The organism is Pseudomonas sp. DR 5-09 (assembly GCF_001655595.1).
In the GTDB taxonomy this organism is placed as follows: Bacteria; Pseudomonadota; Gammaproteobacteria; order Pseudomonadales; family Pseudomonadaceae; genus Aquipseudomonas; species Aquipseudomonas pharyngis.
Genome location: NZ_CP011566.1, coordinates 287,794 through 303,728 on the forward strand (window position 1 = coordinate 287,794; position 15,935 = coordinate 303,728).

Here is a 15,935-nt window from a genome sequence, read left to right on the forward strand (position 1 = left end):
TACATCGACCTGAAAAATCCGGTCGATTATGGATTCAGCAAAGTACGATCAGGTCGGTGCATCTTTAAAGCATCCCCCAATCAGTCCCCTCTCCCTACGGGCGGTCCGACGTTTCGGGAGGGTTAGGGTGAGGGGGGCTCTTGATTTTGCTCTGGCGTTAAAGGCTCAACGAAAAAACGGCACATCCCCCAACACCGTAGCCCGCTGCATCACCCGCCGTGCCGGCCGGTAATCATCCACCGCGTAATGCTGCGTCACGCGGTTGTCCCAGAACGCAATGTCATCCTTCTGCCAGCGCCAGCGAATGGTGAATTCCGGCCGCGTCGCATGCGCGAACAAGAACTTCAATACCGCTTCGCTCTCGGTCTCCGACAGCTCATTGATCTTCGACGTAAACCCTTCACTGACGAACAGCGAACGCCGTCCGCTCACCGGATGCGTACGAATCACCGGGTGCGACAGCGGTGGGTTCTTGCGTCTCGCCGCCTCCCACTGGGCCAGCGCTTGTGGCGTGTTGCCGTAGCGCTCCAGCGGAAAAGAACGGGTGAAATCGTGAGTCGCGGTCAGCCCTTCGAGCAGCGCTTTCATCGGCGCCGACAGCGCCTCATATGCTGCAATCCCGCTGGCCCACAACGTGTCGCCACCGAACTCCGGCAACAGCTTGGCGCTGAGCACCGCGCCCATGGCCGGGGTCGGCAGGAAGGTCACGTCGGTGTGCCAGATCGCGTTGTCGCGCACGTCGGTGACGGCGGTGTCGAGGATCAGCACTTCCGGTTGTTCCGGTACGTTCGGGTAGATCGGGTGAATGTGCAGATCGCCGAAGTAGGCGGCGAAGCGCGCCTGTTGCGAAGGCTCGATCGGCTGATTGCGGAAGAACAGCACCTGGTATTTGAGCAGCGCCTGCTCGATGGCGTCGCGCTGCTCCAGGTTCAGCGGTTGGCTGATGTCGACGCCGCTGATCTGTGCGCCGAGGGCCGAGCTTAACGGGGTGATGTTCAGGCTGCTCATGGTGGTTCTCTTCAATTCTGGAGCCCCGAAACTGTCGGGGTAGTCAGTGCTGAAAAATCAGTGGGCCTGGCCGTGCCACGGCACCAGTTTGCGTTGCAGGGCGCGCAGGCCCATCTCCATAGCGAAGGCGATCAGGGCGATGACCAGAATCCCCAGCACCACCACATCGGTGACCAGGAACTGCGCAGCCGACTGCACCATGAAGCCCAGGCCGCTGGTGGCCGCGATCAATTCGGCAGCGACCAGGGTCGACCAACCCACACCCAGGCCAATGCGCACACCGGTCAGAATGTCCGGCAGCGCACTTGGCAAAATCACATGGCGGATCAGTTGTGCGCGGGTGGCGCCCAGCGACTGCGCGGCGCGCAATTTGGCCGGGTCGACGGTGCGCACACCGGTGGCGGTAGCAATCGCGATCGGAGCGAAAATCGCCAGGTAGATCAGCAGCACTTTCGACAACTCGCCGATGCCGCACCAGATCACGATCAGCGGCAAATAGGCCAGTGGCGGAATCGGGCGATAGAACTCGATCAGCGGATCGAGCACGCCACGGGCGATGCGGTTGGCGCCGATGGCAATGCCCACCGGCACCGCGGTCAGAATCGCAAAACCCAGGCCCAGGCCGATTCGGCTGAGGCTCGCGCCCAGGTGCTGCCACAACGTCGAATCCATGTAGCCCGTAGTCGCCAGCAACCAGCCTTTTTGCAGCACGGCGGACGGTGGTGGCAGGAACAGCGGTTCGATCAGGCCGGTAGCCGTGACGGCCCACCAGATCACCAGCAAGGCGAACAAGGTCAGCAGGCTGATCCAGCGGGTGCTGAGACGGCGGCGCACGGGAGTCGCCACTGACGTGGCGGCGGGTTTCACGGCGGTGGCGGAAACGTTGTAACTGCTCATGCGCGCTCCTGCCGCTGAACGGCACTGCGTTGCGAGAACACTTTAGCCAGCACGTGTTCGCGGGTTTCGATGAAGCGCGGATCGGACTTGATCGCCCGCGCCGATTCGCCGGCGGCGTAGCGCTGGCCGAAGTCGAGATGCAGACGCTCGACGATCTGCCCCGGATTCGGCGCCAGCAGAATCAGGTCAGTGGCGAGGAACACCGCTTCTTCAATGTCGTGGGTAATCAGGAACACCGGTTTGGCGGTGCGTTGCCAGACTTGCAGCAACAGCTCCTGCATCTGTTCGCGGGTGAAGGCATCGAGGGCGCCGAATGGCTCGTCCATCAGCAGCACGCGCGGGTCGGCGGCGAGGGCGCGGGCCAAGCCGACGCGCTGTTTCTGGCCGCCGGAAAGCTGCCAGATGCGACGGTGTTCAAAACCGGAAAGGTCGACCAGCGCGAGCATTTCCCGGGCGCGCTGTTCGCGTTTGTCCTTGGCCACTCCGGCCAGTTCGAGACCGAAAGCCACGTTGGCCAGCACGTCCTGCCAGGGCAACAGGGCGTCGTCCTGGAACACCACGCCGCGCTCGGCGCTCGGGCCTTTGACCGGCACGTTGTCGAGGGTGATGCGGCCGGCGCTCGGTTCGACGAAACCGGCAATCAGGTTCAACAGCGAAGTCTTGCCACTGCCGGACGGGCCGAGGGCTACCAGCAATTGCTGAGGGCCGAGGGTCAGGGAAATGTCGGACAGTACCGGTTCCGGGCTGCCGGGATACTGTGCGCTGATGCGCTCCAGCTGTAGCAAGGCCATCGCAATTAACTCCCGATCAGTTGGTGATGTACTTGGCGCTGACGTACGGCGCGTAGTCCGGCAGTACCGCTTCGACCTTGCCTTGCTCCTTGAGGAACGCAGCGGTGTCGGTGATGGCTTTGGTGGTCGGTGCGCCGAGGTCGCTGACCTGATCCGCCGCCAGTGGGTAGACGTTGCCTTGCAGCAGCAATGGGATGTCGCTGGCCTTGGCGCCGGACAGTTTCACCAGCTTGTCGACGTTGCTCTGATTGGCCAGCCAGGCTTTCGGATCCTTGCGATAGTCGGCGTAGGCGTCGAGGGTAACCTTGGCGAAGGCGGTGACGATTTCCGGGTGCTTCTCGGCGAAGTCCTTGCGCACGATCCAGGCATCGAAGGTCGGCGCGCCGAACTTGGCCAGTTCACCGGAAGTGATCAGCACTTTGCCGTTTTCCTTGGCCACACCCAGCGCCGGATCCCAAACGTAGGTGGCGTCGATGTCACCGCGTTTCCACGCGGCAATGATTGCCGGCGGGGCGAGGTTGAGCACGGTGACTTTCGAAGGATCGATGTTCCAGTGCTTCAGCGCGGCCAGCAGGCTGTAGTGACCGGTGGACACGAACGGCACGGCGATTTTCTTGCCGACCAGATCCTGCGGCGTTTTGATACCGGAGCCGTCACGGGCGACCAGTGCTTCGGCGGCGCCGATCTGGGTGGCGATGAGGAAGGTTTCCACCGGGACTTTGCGGGTGATTGCAGCGGTCAGCGGGCTGGAACCGAGGTAGCCGATCTGCACGTCGCCGGAGGCGATGGCGGCGATGATGTCGGCACCGTTATCGAATTTGCGCCAGTTGATGTCGGCCTTGGTGGCTTTTTCATAGGCGCCGTCGGCCTGGGCGACTTTCGCCGGGTCAACGGTGGTCTGGTAGGCGACGGTGAGGTCGGCGGCCTGAGCCAGAAAACTCGCAGCAGCCAGAGAGGCCACGGCCAGCAGGCGAAGCGGGAAATTCAGTTTCATTCAAGAGCTCCATATCAGGCGACCGAGCGTCGGCGTGAATGGAGACTAAATGATCTAAGAATCTAAAAATAAATAACTTTTTAGAATGAGCTTATGAGCGGAAAAATCTAAGGCTCGCTGGTGTTGGGGGCGTTTGAGTTTTGGGTATGGCTTGAGATTTTTTCCCCCTCACCCCCAACCCTCTCCCCCAGGGGGGCGAGGGGGAAAGGGAGCTGATCGCGGGCTTTTCAGATCCTGAGTTCGACTCGGTATTTCACGTCGACGTAGCTCTGATAAACACTGCGGTCAGTCCCCTCTCCCTCTGGGCGGTCCGACGTTTCGGGAGGGTTAGGGTGAGGGGGCTGCGATCCAACGCCGATCAATCAGTTACTGATCGCCAGAATGCTCGCCTGATACGACCCGACAAACACGTCGAAATCGCCCACCTCGTTCTGCTCCAGCTCCGCCTGTTGCGCCAGCGAAGACCGCGCCAGTTCTTCGAACTTCGCTTGCTCGTCAGCCGCCAACGGCTCGCTGCGGAAGAACTCGGCGTGAGCCTGGCTCTGGCGCAGGGAGAATTGCGCGAAGCTTTCCTTGTGCGTGGCCATCGCCGCCAGCACCTGGGCCGAAGGCGTCAGAGATGAATCCTTGACCTTCGCCAGCTGCGCATCGAGCGCCTTGCTATGGGCATCGCCGCCATGGCTTTGATCCAGCAATGCCGCCAGCGGAGCGATTTTTTCCAGCAGTTCGGCAGCCCATTCCTTCAGCTCGACCGGTTGGCCATCGCGCTGCAATTGCAGGCCCGGACGGCGACCTTCCTTGACCACGCTGAGGAAGTTGGAGGTGGCGTTGCCGCAGGAGTTGTTGGTCAGCAGCGGGCTTTCGTTCAGCGCGCAGTACAGCAGGAATGCGTCGAGGAAGCGCGACTCGGTGAGGTCGATGCCCATCGGCAGGAACGGGTTGATGTCCAGGCAGCGCACTTCGACATACTGGATGCCACGGGCCATCAAGGCCTGGATCGGCCGCTCGCCGGTGTAGGTCACGCGTTTCGGGCGGATGTTCGAGTAGTACTCGTTTTCGATCTGCAGGATGTTGGTGTTCAGTTGCACCCACTCGCCATTCTGGTGCGTACCGATTTCAACGTACGGCGCGTACGGCGTGGCCACCGCTTGGCGCAGGCTGTCGGTGTAGCTCGCCAGATCGTTGTAGCACGGGGTCAGGCCCGCCTGGGCGTTGCTCTGGTAACCGAGGTCGCTCATGCGCAGGCTGGTGGCGTAGGGCAGGTACAGGGTGTCCGGATCCAGTTGTTCCAACTGGTGCGAACGACCGCGCAGGAAACCCGCGTCCAGCGCCGGCGAAGCGCCGAACAGGTACATCAGCAGCCAGCTGTAGCGGCGGAAGTTACGGATCAGCGCGATATAGGACGACGATTGGAAATCCCGGTCAGTGCCAACGAAGCCTTCGGCTTCTTTCAGCAACGGCCAGAGCTTTTCCGGCAGGGAGAAGTTGTAGTGAATCCCGGCGATGCACTGCATGGTCTTGCCGTAACGCAGGGCCAGGCCCTTGCGGTAGACGTACTTGAGCTGACCGATGTTGGAGGTGCCGTAATAGGCGATCGGGATGTCTTCCTCGGCCGGCAACGGGCACGGCATCGATGGACTCCACAGGTACTCGTTGCCGAGCTTGCTGTAGGCGAAGCGATGAATCTTGTCCAGGCTGGCCAGGGTATCGGCCGGGTCCGGCAGGGCGGGCGTGATGAACTCCAGCAGCGACTCGGAATAGTCGGTGGTGATCTGTTCGTTGGTCAGCGCGGAACCCAGGGCTTCAGGGTGCGGCGTCTGGGCCAGGCGGCCTTCGCCGGTCACCCGCAGGCATTCACGTTCGATACCGTGAAGGCACTGCTCAAGCAGAGAGAGGTTAGCGCGCTCGCCGAGCAGAGCCAGGCGGCGGTTGAGAAGTTCGCTCAATTTGGATTCCTTCACGCGTCATTCGCCCCAATATGGGGGTGGGCAGGACGGTCTACAAGGGTGAAGTTGAAACTGGCGTTTTCGCCTGGTTTGTCGGGCTCTGAAGCCCCCGTTGAAACGCCAACTTCACTCCCTGAATCTGGCCGATGCACGCGAAGATTACGCGGTTCCTGTGGGAGCGGGCTTGCCCGCGAAGGCGTCGTGTCAGGCGAACTGATGCTGCCTGACACTCCCTCTTCGCGGGCAAGCCCGCTCCCCCAGAAACGCTCGACGCTGCGATCACAGCGCCGAAATTAACTCAAAATGATGAACAACATCTACAGGACAGCGAACGTGCCTTGCGCTTTTGCGACCAGTTTGTCGCCCTGCATCACGTCGGCTTCGACCACCAGCGTGCGCCGGCCCGGGTGGATCACCCGCGCCGTGCACAGCACCTCGCCATCAGAGACGGCGCGGATGTAGTTGATCTTGCACTCGATGGTCGCGCTCTGCTGGTCGAAGCCGTGGGTGCTGGAGCAGGCCAGCCCCATGGCGATATCGACCAGACTGAACAGCGCGCCGCCGTGCAGCTTGCCGCCGCGATTGCGCAGTTCGGGTTCCAGTGCCAGGGCGACTTGCGCCACCCCGGTTTCCAGGCTGTGCAGACGGCAGCCCAACAGCTTGAAAAACGCGCTCTCGACAAGCCCGGCCGGCATTTCCATCAGCGTTTCTTCAACTGCTTGGCGTTGGCGAACAGCGAGGCCATTGCGTTATTGACCGGAGCCGCCGGGGTGCTTTCCTTGCGCGGCGCCGAACCTTGCGACTGGCGTGGCGCCGAGCCCGGACGCGAGCCACGGGCACCGTCGATCTTCTCGCCCGGGGTGTCGCTCATGCGCATCGACAGGCCGACGCGTTTGCGCGGGATGTCGACTTCCATGACCTTCACCTTCACCACGTCACCGGCCTTCACCGCTTCGCGCGGATCCTTGATGAATTTCTCCGACAGCGCCGAAATGTGCACCAGACCGTCCTGATGCACGCCGATGTCGACAAACGCACCGAACGCGGTCACGTTGGTCACCACGCCTTCGAGGATCATCCCCAGTTGCAGGTCCTTCAGGTCCTCGACGCCTTCCTGGAACTCGGCGGTCTTGAACTCCGGACGCGGGTCACGGCCCGGTTTTTCCAGCTCCTGCAGGATGTCGGTGACGGTTGGCAGACCGAAAGTCTCGTCGGTGAATTTCTTCGGATCCAGACGCTTGAGGAACGCCGCATCGCCAATCAGCGAGCGGATGTCACGGTCGGTTTCAGCGGCGATGCGCTGCACCAGCGGATAGGCTTCCGGGTGAACGGCCGAGGAATCCAGCGGGTTGTCGCCATTCATCACGCGCAGGAAGCCGGCGGCCTGTTCGAAGGTTTTCTCGCCCAGACGCGCGACTTTCTTCAGCGCCGCGCGGGTCTTGAACGCGCCGTGCTCGTCACGGTGGGCCACGATGTTCTGCGCCAGAGTCGCGTTGAGGCCGGAGATCCGCGCCAGCAGTGCCACGGAGGCGGTATTCACGTCCACGCCCACGGCGTTCACGCAGTCCTCGACCACGGCGTCCAGACCGCGCGCCAGTTTCAGTTGCGACACGTCGTGCTGGTACTGACCGACACCGATGGATTTCGGGTCGATCTTCACCAGTTCGGCCAGTGGATCCTGCAGACGACGGGCGATCGAGACCGCGCCACGGATCGACACGTCCAGATCCGGGAATTCCTTGGCCGCCAGTTCCGAGGCCGAGTACACCGATGCGCCGGCTTCGGACACCATGACCTTGGTCATTTTCATCGCTGGATATTTTTTGATCAGTTCGATGGCCAGCTTGTCGGTTTCACGGCTGGCGGTGCCGTTGCCGATGGCGATCAGGTCGACCGAGTGCTTGGCGCACAGGGCGGCCAGGATGGCGATGGTCTGATCCCATTTGTTGTGCGGCACGTGCGGGTAAACCGTGGCGTGATCCAGCAGTTTGCCGGTGGAGTCGACCACCGCTACCTTGCAGCCGGTACGCAGGCCCGGGTCGAGACCCAGGGTGGCGCGCGGGCCGGCCGGGGCAGCCAGCAGCAGGTCGTGCAGGTTGTGGGCGAACACGTTGATCGCTTCGGTTTCGGCGCCGTCGCGCAGCTCGCCCAGCAGGTCGGTTTCCAGGTGGGTGTAGAGCTTGACCTTCCAGGTCCAGCGCACCACTTCGCTCAGCCATTTGTCGGCCGGACGGTTCTGGTTCTGGATGCCGACGTGCTGACCGATCATGCCCTCGCATGGGTGCAGGGTGCCCGGCAGTTCTTCGCCGACTTTCAGTGCAGAGCTGAGAATGCCTTCGTTGCGGCCACGGAAAATCGCCAGCGCGCGGTGCGACGGCATGCTTTTCAGCGGTTCGTCGTGTTCGAAGTAATCACGGAACTTCGCGCCTTCCTCTTCCTTGCCGGCGATTACGCGGGCACTGAGAGTGGCTTCCTGCTTCAGGTAGGTGCGCAGTTTTTCCAGCAGGTTGGCGTCTTCGGCGAAGCGCTCCATGAGGATGTACTTGGCGCCTTCCAGTGCTGCCTTGGCGTCGGCCACGCCTTTTTCGGCGTCGATGAAGCGTGCGGCTTCGGCTTCCGGGGTCAGCGACGGGTCGTTGAACAGATCGTCGGCCAGTTCGCCGAGGCCGGCTTCCAGGGCGATCTGGCCCTTGGTGCGGCGCTTCTGCTTGTACGGCAGGTACAAGTCTTCGAGGCGGGTCTTGGTGTCGGCGAGTTTGATTTCGCGCTCCAGCTCAGGGGTGAGTTTGCCCTGCTCCTGGATGCTGGAAAGAATGCTGATGCGCCGTTCGTCGAGTTCTCGCAGGTAGCGCAGACGCTCTTCCAGATGACGCAGTTGGGTGTCATCGAGGCTGCCGGTCACTTCTTTCCGGTAACGGGCGATGAAGGGAACGGTAGAGCCTTCATCGAGTAGCGCGACGGCCGCTTCGACCTGTTGTGGGCGTACGCCGAGTTCCTCGGCGATGCGGCTGTTGATGCTGTCCATAAAACCACCTGACAAATTGTGAAAGCAGGCTCGCAGGCGCGTAAATGAAGGCCCGGAGTCTGGTGGGGCGGCTTGATGCTGGCCGCTGCCTGGGTCAAAAGGCATCCCATTGACCCGTGAAATCGAACAATTACTGCGGCGCCCATGAAAATAAGGGACGGCCACCTGCGGTAACGATTCAGACGTTGCCTGACACAAAAGGCCGCGCATTATAACCAGCGTTCTGTCATTCGGGGGCGACACAGTCTGTAGGCACAAGCCCCGGTTTTCTGGCAGTGAAGGAAAAATCTGCTAACAATGCACACGGTGCGTATAACGGCAGCTACGCCATAATGCGCGCCGAGCTAAAAGGAGCATCCAATGAGCAGCACTGCACAAACTGCTGAAGGCGAAAAAATTCTCATCGTTGACGACGATCCGGGGCTGAGCAGCCTGCTGGAACGCTTTTTCGTCAGCAAGGGCTACCGTGCCCGCGCCGTGCCGAACACCGAGCAGATGGATCGTCTGCTGTCGCGTGAAGTGTTCAACCTGGTCGTCCTCGACCTGATGCTGCCCGGCGAAGACGGCCTGACTGCTTGCCGCCGCCTGCGTGGCGCGAACAATCAGATTCCGATCATCATGCTGACCGCCAAGGGTGACGAACTGAGCCGTATCAAGGGCCTGGAACTGGGGGCCGACGACTACCTGGCCAAGCCGTTCAACCCGGACGAGCTGATGGCCCGCGTCAAGGCCGTACTGCGCCGTCAGGCCGCACCGGTGCCGGGAGCACCGGGCAGTGAAGAAGAAAACGTCACGTTTGGCGATTACGTGCTGTCCCTGGCCACCCGCGAACTCAAACGCGGCGACGAAGTGCACATGCTCACCACCGGTGAGTTTGCGGTGCTCAAGGCCCTGGTGATGAATGCCCGTCAGCCGCTGACCCGCGACAAGTTGATGAACCTGGCCCGTGGCCGGGAGTGGGATGCCCTGGAGCGTTCCATCGACGTGCAGATTTCCCGTCTGCGCCGGATGATCGAACCCGATCCGTCCAAGCCGCGTTACATCCAGACCGTCTGGGGTGTCGGCTACGTGTTCGTGCCGGATGGCAACTCCACCAAGTGATGGGTGATTTGTAGGAGCGAGTCTGCGGGGAACGGTCGGAAACGCCGTCCACGCAGACTCGCAATCCGCAATATGCGAGCATTGCTCGCTCCTGCAAGTGTGTAGCGGTTATCCATGAAAACCCCCGTCTGGTTCCCCCAAAGTTTCTTCTCCCGCACCCTGTGGCTGGTGCTCATCGTCGTATTGTTTTCCAAGGCATTGACCCTGGTTTATCTGTTGATGAACGAGGACGTGCTGGTGGACCGCCAATACAGCCACGGCGTCGCCCTGACGCTGCGTGCCTACTGGGCCGCCGATGAAGAAAACCGCGCGAAAATCGCCGATGCCGCGACCTTGATCCGGGTGGTCGGCGCCGGTGTGCCGGAAGGCGAACAGCATTGGCCCTACAGTGAAATCTACCAGCGGCAGATGCAGGCGGAGCTGGGCGCCGACACCGAAGTGCGCTTGCGCATGCATTCGCCGCCAGCGTTGTGGGTGCGCGCACCTAGCCTCGGTGATGGCTGGCTGAAAGTGCCGTTGTACCCGCACCCTTTGCGCGGCCAGAAAATCTGGAACGTACTCGGCTGGTTCCTGGCCATCGGGTTGCTGTCCACGGCATCTGCCTGGATTTTCGTCAGCCAGCTCAATCAGCCATTGAAACGTCTGGTCTATGCCGCCCGGCAACTCGGCCAGGGCCGCAGCGTACGCCTGCCGATCAGTGACACCCCCAGCGAAATGGCCGAGGTTTATCGCGCCTTCAACCAGATGGCCGAAGACGTCGAGCAGGCCGGTCGCGAGCGTGAGCTGATGCTGGCGGGGGTCTCGCATGACTTGCGTACGCCGCTGACCCGTTTGCGGCTGTCGCTGGAGTTGATGGGGGACCGCACGGATCTGACCAACGATATGGTGCGCGACATCGAAGACATGGACGCCATCCTCGACCAGTTCCTCGCGTTCATTCGTGATGGTCGGGACGAGTCGGTGGAGGAAGTGGATCTCAGTGATCTGGTGCGTGAAGTCGCGGCACCGTACAACCAGAGTGAAGAGAAAGTGCGCCTGCGCCTGGAGCCGATCCAGCCGTTCCCGTTGCGGCGGGTGTCGATGAAGCGTTTGCTGAACAACCTGATTGGCAACGCGTTGAATCATGCCGGAGGGAGCGTGGACGTCGCGGCCTATGTATCCGGGGACACGAGTGCGCCGTACGTGGTGCTGAGCGTAATGGATCGTGGGGCGGGAATCGCCCCGTCGGAACTTGAGGCGATTTTCAACCCGTTCACCCGAGGTGATCGGGCGCGGGGCGGAAAAGGTACCGGCCTGGGGCTGGCGATCGTCAAGCGGATTGCTTCGATGCACGGCGGCAATGTTGAACTGCGCAACCGCTCCGGTGGCGGGCTGGAGGCGCGGGTTCGATTGCCGCTGGGGTTGATGCTGCCAAGAGATGCCGTTTAACGGCAGCTACAAGCTACAAGCCAAAGCTGCTTTCACTCGCCGCTTGCAGCTCGTAGCTCGTAGCTGCCCCTATCCCTTGCCTTTTGTGCGGGTCATGTTCGGCCCGCCATTCTTCTCAAGGTGTTCGATGATGATCCCCGCCACGTTCTTGCCCGTGGTGGTTTCGATCCCTTCCAGGCCCGGTGACGAGTTCACCTCCATCACCAGCGGCCCGTGGTTGGAGCGCAGGATATCCACACCCGCTACCGCCAGGCCCATGACCTTGGCCGCGCGCAACGCAGTCATGCGTTCTTCCGGAGTGATCTTGATCAGGCTGGCACTGCCGCCACGGTGCAGGTTGGAGCGGAACTCGCCGGGCTTGGCCTGACGCTTCATGGCCGCGATCACCTTGTCGCCGACCACGAAGCAGCGGATGTCGGCGCCGCCAGCCTCCTTGATGTATTCCTGCACCATGATGTTCTGCTTCAGGCCCATGAACGCCTCGATCACCGACTCCGCAGCCGTTGCGGTTTCGCACAGCACCACGCCGATGCCCTGGGTGCCTTCGAGCACTTTGATCACCAGCGGCGCGCCGTTGACCATGTCGATCAGATCGGGAATGTCGTCCGGCGAATGGGCGAAGCCGGTCACTGGCAAACCGATGCCCCGGCGCGACAGCAACTGCAGCGAACGCAGCTTGTCCCGCGAACGGGCGATGGCCACCGATTCGTTGAGCGGAAACACCCCCATCATTTCGAACTGACGCAACACCGCGCAGCCATAAAACGTCACCGACGCGCCGATCCGCGGGATCACTGCGTCAAAACCCTCCAGCGGCTTGCCGCGGTAGTGGATCTGCGGCTTGTGGCTGGCAATGTTCATGTAGGCGCGCAAGGTGTCGATCACCACCATTTCATGCCCGCGCTCGGTTCCGGCTTCGACCAGACGGCGGGTGGAATACAGACGCGGGTTCCGCGACAGCACAGCGATCTTCATGCAACACCTGTGGAGGAGGTAGATACCGGGAACACCGGCTTGTCTTGTACATATTTGATGCCCGGATTGACCACCAGATGGCCGTCGATCAGGGCTTTGGAACCTAGCAGCAGGCGATAGCGCATGGACTTGCGGCAGGCGAGGGTGAACTCGATCGGCCAGACCCGATCACCCAGGGCCAGGGTGGTGCTGATCACGTAGCGCACCTGGGCCTGGCCATTCGAACTCTTGATGGTCTTGCGGGCGACCAGCGGCGCTTCGCAGCGTCGATGGCGCAGCTGCACAACGGTGCCCAGGTGCGCGGTGAAGCGCACCCACTTCTCGCCGTCTCGTTCGAACGGCTCGATGTCGGTGGCATGCAGGCTGGAGGTGCTGGCGCCGGTGTCGATTTTTGCCCGAAGGCCGGCGACTCCCAGATCCGGAAGCGCCACCCACTCGCGCAAACCGATAACGGTCAAATGGTCAAATGTCTTCAATGGAAAAAACCAACAATTAACGCGTCCACGCTTCAGGGGATACCTGGGCCAACGCTTTGAATGCGGGCCTGGCGAACCAGTAACCCTGCATCAGAAATATTCCGCAGTCCGCCAGGAAATCCCGCTCACCAGCGCTCTCGATGCCTTCGGCGATGACTGTAACGTCCAACTCCGCACAGATTGTGACAATCCCCCGAACGATAGCCTGACGAACACGGTCATGGTCGATATCGCGAATCAGCGCCATATCGAGTTTGATCAGGTCCGGTTGGAAATCGGCCAGCAGATTGAGCCCCGAATAGCCGGCACCGAAATCGTCGATGGCCGTCTTGAAGCCGAATTCGCGGTATTCACGCAGAATATTGGTCAAATGGCGATAGTTATCTACATGCTCGCTTTCCAGTGTTTCGAAAATCAGCCGGTCGATCGGAAAATTGTGTTTCCTGGCGGCCTCCAGGGTGCTGCGAATGCACAACTCTGGACGATAGACGGCGTTGGGCATGAAGTTGATCGACAAGTGTGTCTGCATATTAAGTTCGGCCGCGCCTTCGATGGCGCGAGTCCGGCAGAGCTGGTCGAAACGGTAGCGGTTATCTTCTGTAACCTGATCCAGCACGATTAATGCGCCTTCACCGGCCACACCACGGACCAGTGCCTCGTAGGCGTACACCGACTTGTCACGCAGATCCACGATGGGCTGATACGCGAAGGAAAAGTCGAAGCCCAGCGGCTCACTTTGCTGGCAGCCCAGGCACCCGGATTTGGGCGAGGTCAATGAAGACGGAAATTTGGTCACTCGATCACTCCATGCCGTTGAACCGGCGAAGATCACAGTTTATCTGGAGGGCCGAGTTCTTGCGCCCGACAGAATCGGTAGTACAGTTCCGACTACTGGCTGAACGAGGAATTCATATGGCACAAAAAAGCGAAGAGGACGACAAGGTTCGTCTCGATAAGTGGCTGTGGGCCGCGCGTTTTTTCAAGACTCGCGCCTTGGCCAAAGCCGCCATCGAGAGTGGCAAGGTGCATTGTCGGGGAGAGCGCTGCAAGCCTGGCAAAGAACCACGCATTGGCGATGAATTCGAGATTCGCGCCGGCTTCGACGAGAAGACCGTTGTGGTTCAGGCCCTGTCGATCGTGCGTCGCGGCGCACCTGAGGCGCAGACGCTGTATGCCGAGACCGAGGCCAGCATTGCCAAGCGTGAAGCGGCTGCGGCGATGCGCAAGGCGGGCGCTCTGGGTGTCACCACCGACGGTAAACCGAGCAAGAAGCAGCGTCGGGATCTGTTTAAATTTCGTGGGAACAGTAGCGGCGAATAAAAAACGCAGCCTGCCGGCCTGGGTTCAAGACCCGCCGCCGGCTGCGTTTTTTTCAGTAACCGTTGATTACTGCGCGGACACTACACTCATCCGCGAAACCACCGGCAGCTTGCCCAGCAACCGGAAGACCGGTGCCGTGACCTTCAACCAGAAGTTCGCCGCGTGATAAGCAAACGGCGTGTAGTAACCCCAGCCCAGTGCCCACACCGCCAGCAGCATGCCGCCGATGTAATCGTCCTGGCCCCAATGAGCACCGGCGACCAGACGCGGCAGCATGAACAGCAGCGCCAGACCCCAGATCACCAGAAACTGACCAGCCGTACGGCTGAACACGCCCATGAACAGCGCCCAGATCAGCAGCACCGAGGCGTGGTCACCGGGGAAGCTCTGGCTCGAGCGATCTTTTAGCTCCCAGGTCTTCTCCAGATGCGGGAAGTAATCGCTGATATGCACGGCACCTTCGAGCACCATCGACGGGCTGCTGTGCTGCCAGCCCATGTGATCGGAGAACTTGGAAAACAGCGCGCGGATCACCACCATCAGCAGCAGGATCGAGAAAAAACCGAAAAAGGCGCGGCGCACGTCAATCGCCCTGAACACCCAGTCGCCCTTGATCAGCAGTGTCAGCAGAATCAGGCCGACGACGATGTCGAACGGTCGCAGACTTGCAATTGCCCAGATGTGGAGCCATATGGGGTTGCTGGCCAGCGGTGCGTTGAGTGAGCGGAACAGCCACTCGTCGAAAATCACACACAGCATCTGACCTGTAGGCCATAACCAGAAAGCCAGTAGTGCCAATGGCACAACGTTGCACAGAACCAGCCGGCCGAGGTTCCACCTTGATTGGAACAAACCCGGATTGTTCATAAAATGCCTCCCGTGGCTGAACATCGGCATCAAAAAGGATGCCAGAAGCGCGGGATTTTCATTCTTTGTAACCATTTTGTCATCACATTCAGATACCCAGACCTATGACCGATTTCCTCGATACCGATTACACCCAACGCTTCATCTTCGATGACAGCGACACGCGCGGCGAACTGGTGTCGCTGGAGCGCAGCTACGCCGAAGTGCTCGCCAAGCACCCGTACCCGGAACCGGTTGCGCAATTGCTGGGCGAACTGATGGCTGCCGCCTCGTTGCTGGTGGGCACCCTGAAATTCGATGGCTTGCTGATTCTTCAGGCCCGTTCCGAAGGCCCGATCCCGCTGTTGATGATCGAGTGCTCCAGCGAGCGCGAAATCCGCGGCCTGGCGCGCTATCACGCCGAGCAGATTCCTGCCGACGCGACCCTCGGCGACCTGATGCCGAACGGTGTCCTTGCCTTGACCGTCGACCCGATCGCTGGCCAGCGTTATCAGGGCATCGTTGATCTCGACGGCGAAACCCTGTCCGACTGCTTCACCAACTATTTCGTCATGTCCCAGCAGGTCGGCACTCGCTTCAAGCTGTGCGCCGACGGCCGTCGTGCCCGTGGTCTGTTGCTGCAGCAATTGCCGGCCGATCGCCTGAAAGACGAAGAAGAACGCGCCGCCAGCTGGCAGCACATCACCGCGCTGGGCAACACCCTGACCGCTGATGAACTGTTGAGCCTGGACAACGAAACGGTTCTGCACCGCCTCTACCACGAAGAGCAGGTTCGTCTGTTCGATGTGCAGAAACTGCGCTTCCACTGCAGCTGCTCCCGCGAGCGTTCGGGTAACGCACTGGTCAGCCTGGGTCTGGAAGATGCGCAGGCACTGGTGGCCGAGCAAGGTGGCCAAGTCGAGATCGATTGCCAGTTCTGCAACCAGCGCTACCTGTTCGATGCGGCAGATATCGCTCAATTGTTCGCTGGCGCGGGCGTCGAGACGCCGTCAGATACCCGGCACTAAAACGGTTCAGCGCAGGTAAATTCACTGCTCAACGACGGAATTACGCCGTTACGACGGGAGGGCCCTACTCTTTTTGGGCTTTTCTGGCATAATCCGGCCC

At 61.0% G+C, this 15,935-nt stretch carries 15 protein-coding genes; 4 read left to right on the plus strand and 11 right to left on the minus strand.

The genetic code is table 11. From position 1 onward, the window contains the following. Window positions 1-165: 165 nt before the first annotated feature. The 7 genes from tauD to PDR5_RS01265 form a co-directional block, all read right to left on the minus strand. Window positions 166-1,008, minus strand: coding sequence for a taurine dioxygenase (gene tauD / locus PDR5_RS01235; RefSeq protein WP_064592722.1), 843 nt, complete (start codon window positions 1,006-1,008; stop codon window positions 166-168). Window positions 1,009-1,065: 57 nt separating this feature from the next. Beyond that, window positions 1,066-1,905, minus strand: a complete 840-nt coding sequence (gene tauC, locus PDR5_RS01240) for a taurine ABC transporter permease TauC (protein ID WP_064592724.1) — start codon at window positions 1,903-1,905, stop codon at window positions 1,066-1,068. Continuing rightward, on the minus strand, window positions 1,902-2,696 hold the full coding sequence (tauB, locus tag PDR5_RS01245; RefSeq protein WP_011331959.1) for a taurine ABC transporter ATP-binding subunit: 795 nt from the start codon (window positions 2,694-2,696) through the stop codon (window positions 1,902-1,904). The genes tauC and tauB overlap by 4 nt, the downstream gene beginning before the upstream one ends. Before the next feature lie 16 nt (window positions 2,697-2,712). Next, window positions 2,713-3,690, minus strand: a complete 978-nt coding sequence (gene tauA / locus PDR5_RS01250) for a taurine ABC transporter substrate-binding protein (protein WP_007952702.1) — start codon at window positions 3,688-3,690, stop codon at window positions 2,713-2,715. A gap of 362 nt (window positions 3,691-4,052) precedes the next feature. Continuing rightward, the gene (gene gshA, locus PDR5_RS01255) at window positions 4,053-5,636 is read right to left on the minus strand and encodes a glutamate--cysteine ligase (RefSeq protein ID WP_064592726.1); all 1,584 of its coding nucleotides are present in this window, start codon (window positions 5,634-5,636) and stop codon (window positions 4,053-4,055) included. 317 nt (window positions 5,637-5,953) lie between these two features. Next, window positions 5,954-6,337, minus strand: a complete 384-nt coding sequence (locus tag PDR5_RS01260; protein ID WP_064592728.1) for a PaaI family thioesterase — start codon at window positions 6,335-6,337, stop codon at window positions 5,954-5,956. Next, window positions 6,337-8,661: a Tex family protein gene (locus PDR5_RS01265; RefSeq protein WP_064592730.1), complete on the minus strand. Its 2,325-nt coding sequence runs from the start codon at window positions 8,659-8,661 to the stop codon at window positions 6,337-6,339. Before PDR5_RS01265 ends, PDR5_RS01260 begins: the two co-directional genes overlap by 1 nt. Window positions 8,662-9,021: 360 nt before the next feature. On the opposite strand from PDR5_RS01265, the gene ompR reads away from it, so the two are divergent. Next, window positions 9,022-9,762 carry an osmolarity response regulator transcription factor OmpR gene (gene ompR, locus PDR5_RS01270; protein ID WP_007952694.1) on the plus strand — a complete coding sequence of 247 codons (741 nt, stop codon included), beginning with the start codon at window positions 9,022-9,024 and terminating at the stop codon, window positions 9,760-9,762. A gap of 114 nt (window positions 9,763-9,876) precedes the next feature. Next, on the plus strand, window positions 9,877-11,190 hold the full coding sequence (locus PDR5_RS01275; protein ID WP_039764576.1) for an ATP-binding protein: 1,314 nt from the start codon (window positions 9,877-9,879) through the stop codon (window positions 11,188-11,190). Between the two features lie 69 nt (window positions 11,191-11,259). Here PDR5_RS01275 and rimK read toward each other — a convergent pair whose 3' ends face one another. From rimK to rimA, 3 genes are read right to left on the minus strand one after another with little or no spacing between them, the layout of a single operon-like run. Then, window positions 11,260-12,165 carry a 30S ribosomal protein S6--L-glutamate ligase gene (gene rimK / locus PDR5_RS01280; protein WP_007949201.1) on the minus strand — a complete coding sequence of 302 codons (906 nt, stop codon included), beginning with the start codon at window positions 12,163-12,165 and terminating at the stop codon, window positions 11,260-11,262. Then, the gene (gene rimB, locus PDR5_RS01285; protein ID WP_064592732.1) at window positions 12,162-12,641 is read right to left on the minus strand and encodes a retropepsin-like aspartic endopeptidase RimB; all 480 of its coding nucleotides are present in this window, start codon (window positions 12,639-12,641) and stop codon (window positions 12,162-12,164) included. Before rimB ends, rimK begins: the two co-directional genes overlap by 4 nt. A 16-nt stretch (window positions 12,642-12,657) precedes the next feature. Next, window positions 12,658-13,437: a S6 modification regulatory phosphodiesterase RimA gene (rimA, locus tag PDR5_RS01290; protein ID WP_064592736.1), complete on the minus strand. Its 780-nt coding sequence runs from the start codon at window positions 13,435-13,437 to the stop codon at window positions 12,658-12,660. A 116-nt stretch (window positions 13,438-13,553) separates the two neighbouring features. On the opposite strand from rimA, the gene PDR5_RS01295 reads away from it, so the two are divergent. After that, window positions 13,554-13,961, plus strand: coding sequence for an RNA-binding S4 domain-containing protein (locus tag PDR5_RS01295; protein WP_011331966.1), 408 nt, complete (start codon window positions 13,554-13,556; stop codon window positions 13,959-13,961). A 66-nt stretch (window positions 13,962-14,027) separates the two neighbouring features. Here the strand turns inward: PDR5_RS01295 and PDR5_RS01300 are convergent, their stop codons facing one another. Beyond that, complete coding sequence (locus PDR5_RS01300; protein WP_064592738.1) at window positions 14,028-14,828, minus strand: phosphatase PAP2 family protein; 801 nt, start codon at window positions 14,826-14,828, stop codon at window positions 14,028-14,030. A 104-nt stretch (window positions 14,829-14,932) separates the two neighbouring features. Between PDR5_RS01300 and hslO the strand changes: the two genes are divergently transcribed. Further along, window positions 14,933-15,835 (plus strand): Hsp33 family molecular chaperone HslO, encoded by a 903-nt coding sequence (gene hslO, locus PDR5_RS01305; RefSeq protein WP_011331968.1) that lies wholly within the window; start codon window positions 14,933-14,935, stop codon window positions 15,833-15,835. Window positions 15,836-15,935 lie beyond the last annotated feature (100 nt).

Bases quoted from the DNA above. Each gene is read 5' to 3' on its own strand.
- tauD (WP_064592722.1), bottom strand. From the start codon at position 1,008: ATGAGCAGCCTGAACATCACCCCGTTAAGCTCGGCCCTCGGCGCACAG.
- tauC (WP_064592724.1), bottom strand. From the start codon at position 1,905: ATGAGCAGTTACAACGTTTCCGCCACCGCCGTGAAACCCGCCGCCACG.
- tauB (WP_011331959.1), bottom strand. From the start codon at position 2,696: ATGGCCTTGCTACAGCTGGAGCGCATCAGCGCACAGTATCCCGGCAGC.
- tauA (WP_007952702.1), bottom strand. From the start codon at position 3,690: ATGAAACTGAATTTCCCGCTTCGCCTGCTGGCCGTGGCCTCTCTGGCT.
- PDR5_RS01260 (WP_064592728.1), bottom strand. From the start codon at position 6,337: ATGGAAATGCCGGCCGGGCTTGTCGAGAGCGCGTTTTTCAAGCTGTTG.
- PDR5_RS01265 (WP_064592730.1), bottom strand. From the start codon at position 8,661: ATGGACAGCATCAACAGCCGCATCGCCGAGGAACTCGGCGTACGCCCA.
- ompR (WP_007952694.1), top strand. From the start codon at position 9,022: ATGAGCAGCACTGCACAAACTGCTGAAGGCGAAAAAATTCTCATCGTT.
- PDR5_RS01275 (WP_039764576.1), top strand. From the start codon at position 9,877: ATGAAAACCCCCGTCTGGTTCCCCCAAAGTTTCTTCTCCCGCACCCTG.
- rimK (WP_007949201.1), bottom strand. From the start codon at position 12,165: ATGAAGATCGCTGTGCTGTCGCGGAACCCGCGTCTGTATTCCACCCGC.
- PDR5_RS01295 (WP_011331966.1), top strand. From the start codon at position 13,554: ATGGCACAAAAAAGCGAAGAGGACGACAAGGTTCGTCTCGATAAGTGG.
- PDR5_RS01300 (WP_064592738.1), bottom strand. From the start codon at position 14,828: ATGAACAATCCGGGTTTGTTCCAATCAAGGTGGAACCTCGGCCGGCTG.
- hslO (WP_011331968.1), top strand. From the start codon at position 14,933: ATGACCGATTTCCTCGATACCGATTACACCCAACGCTTCATCTTCGAT.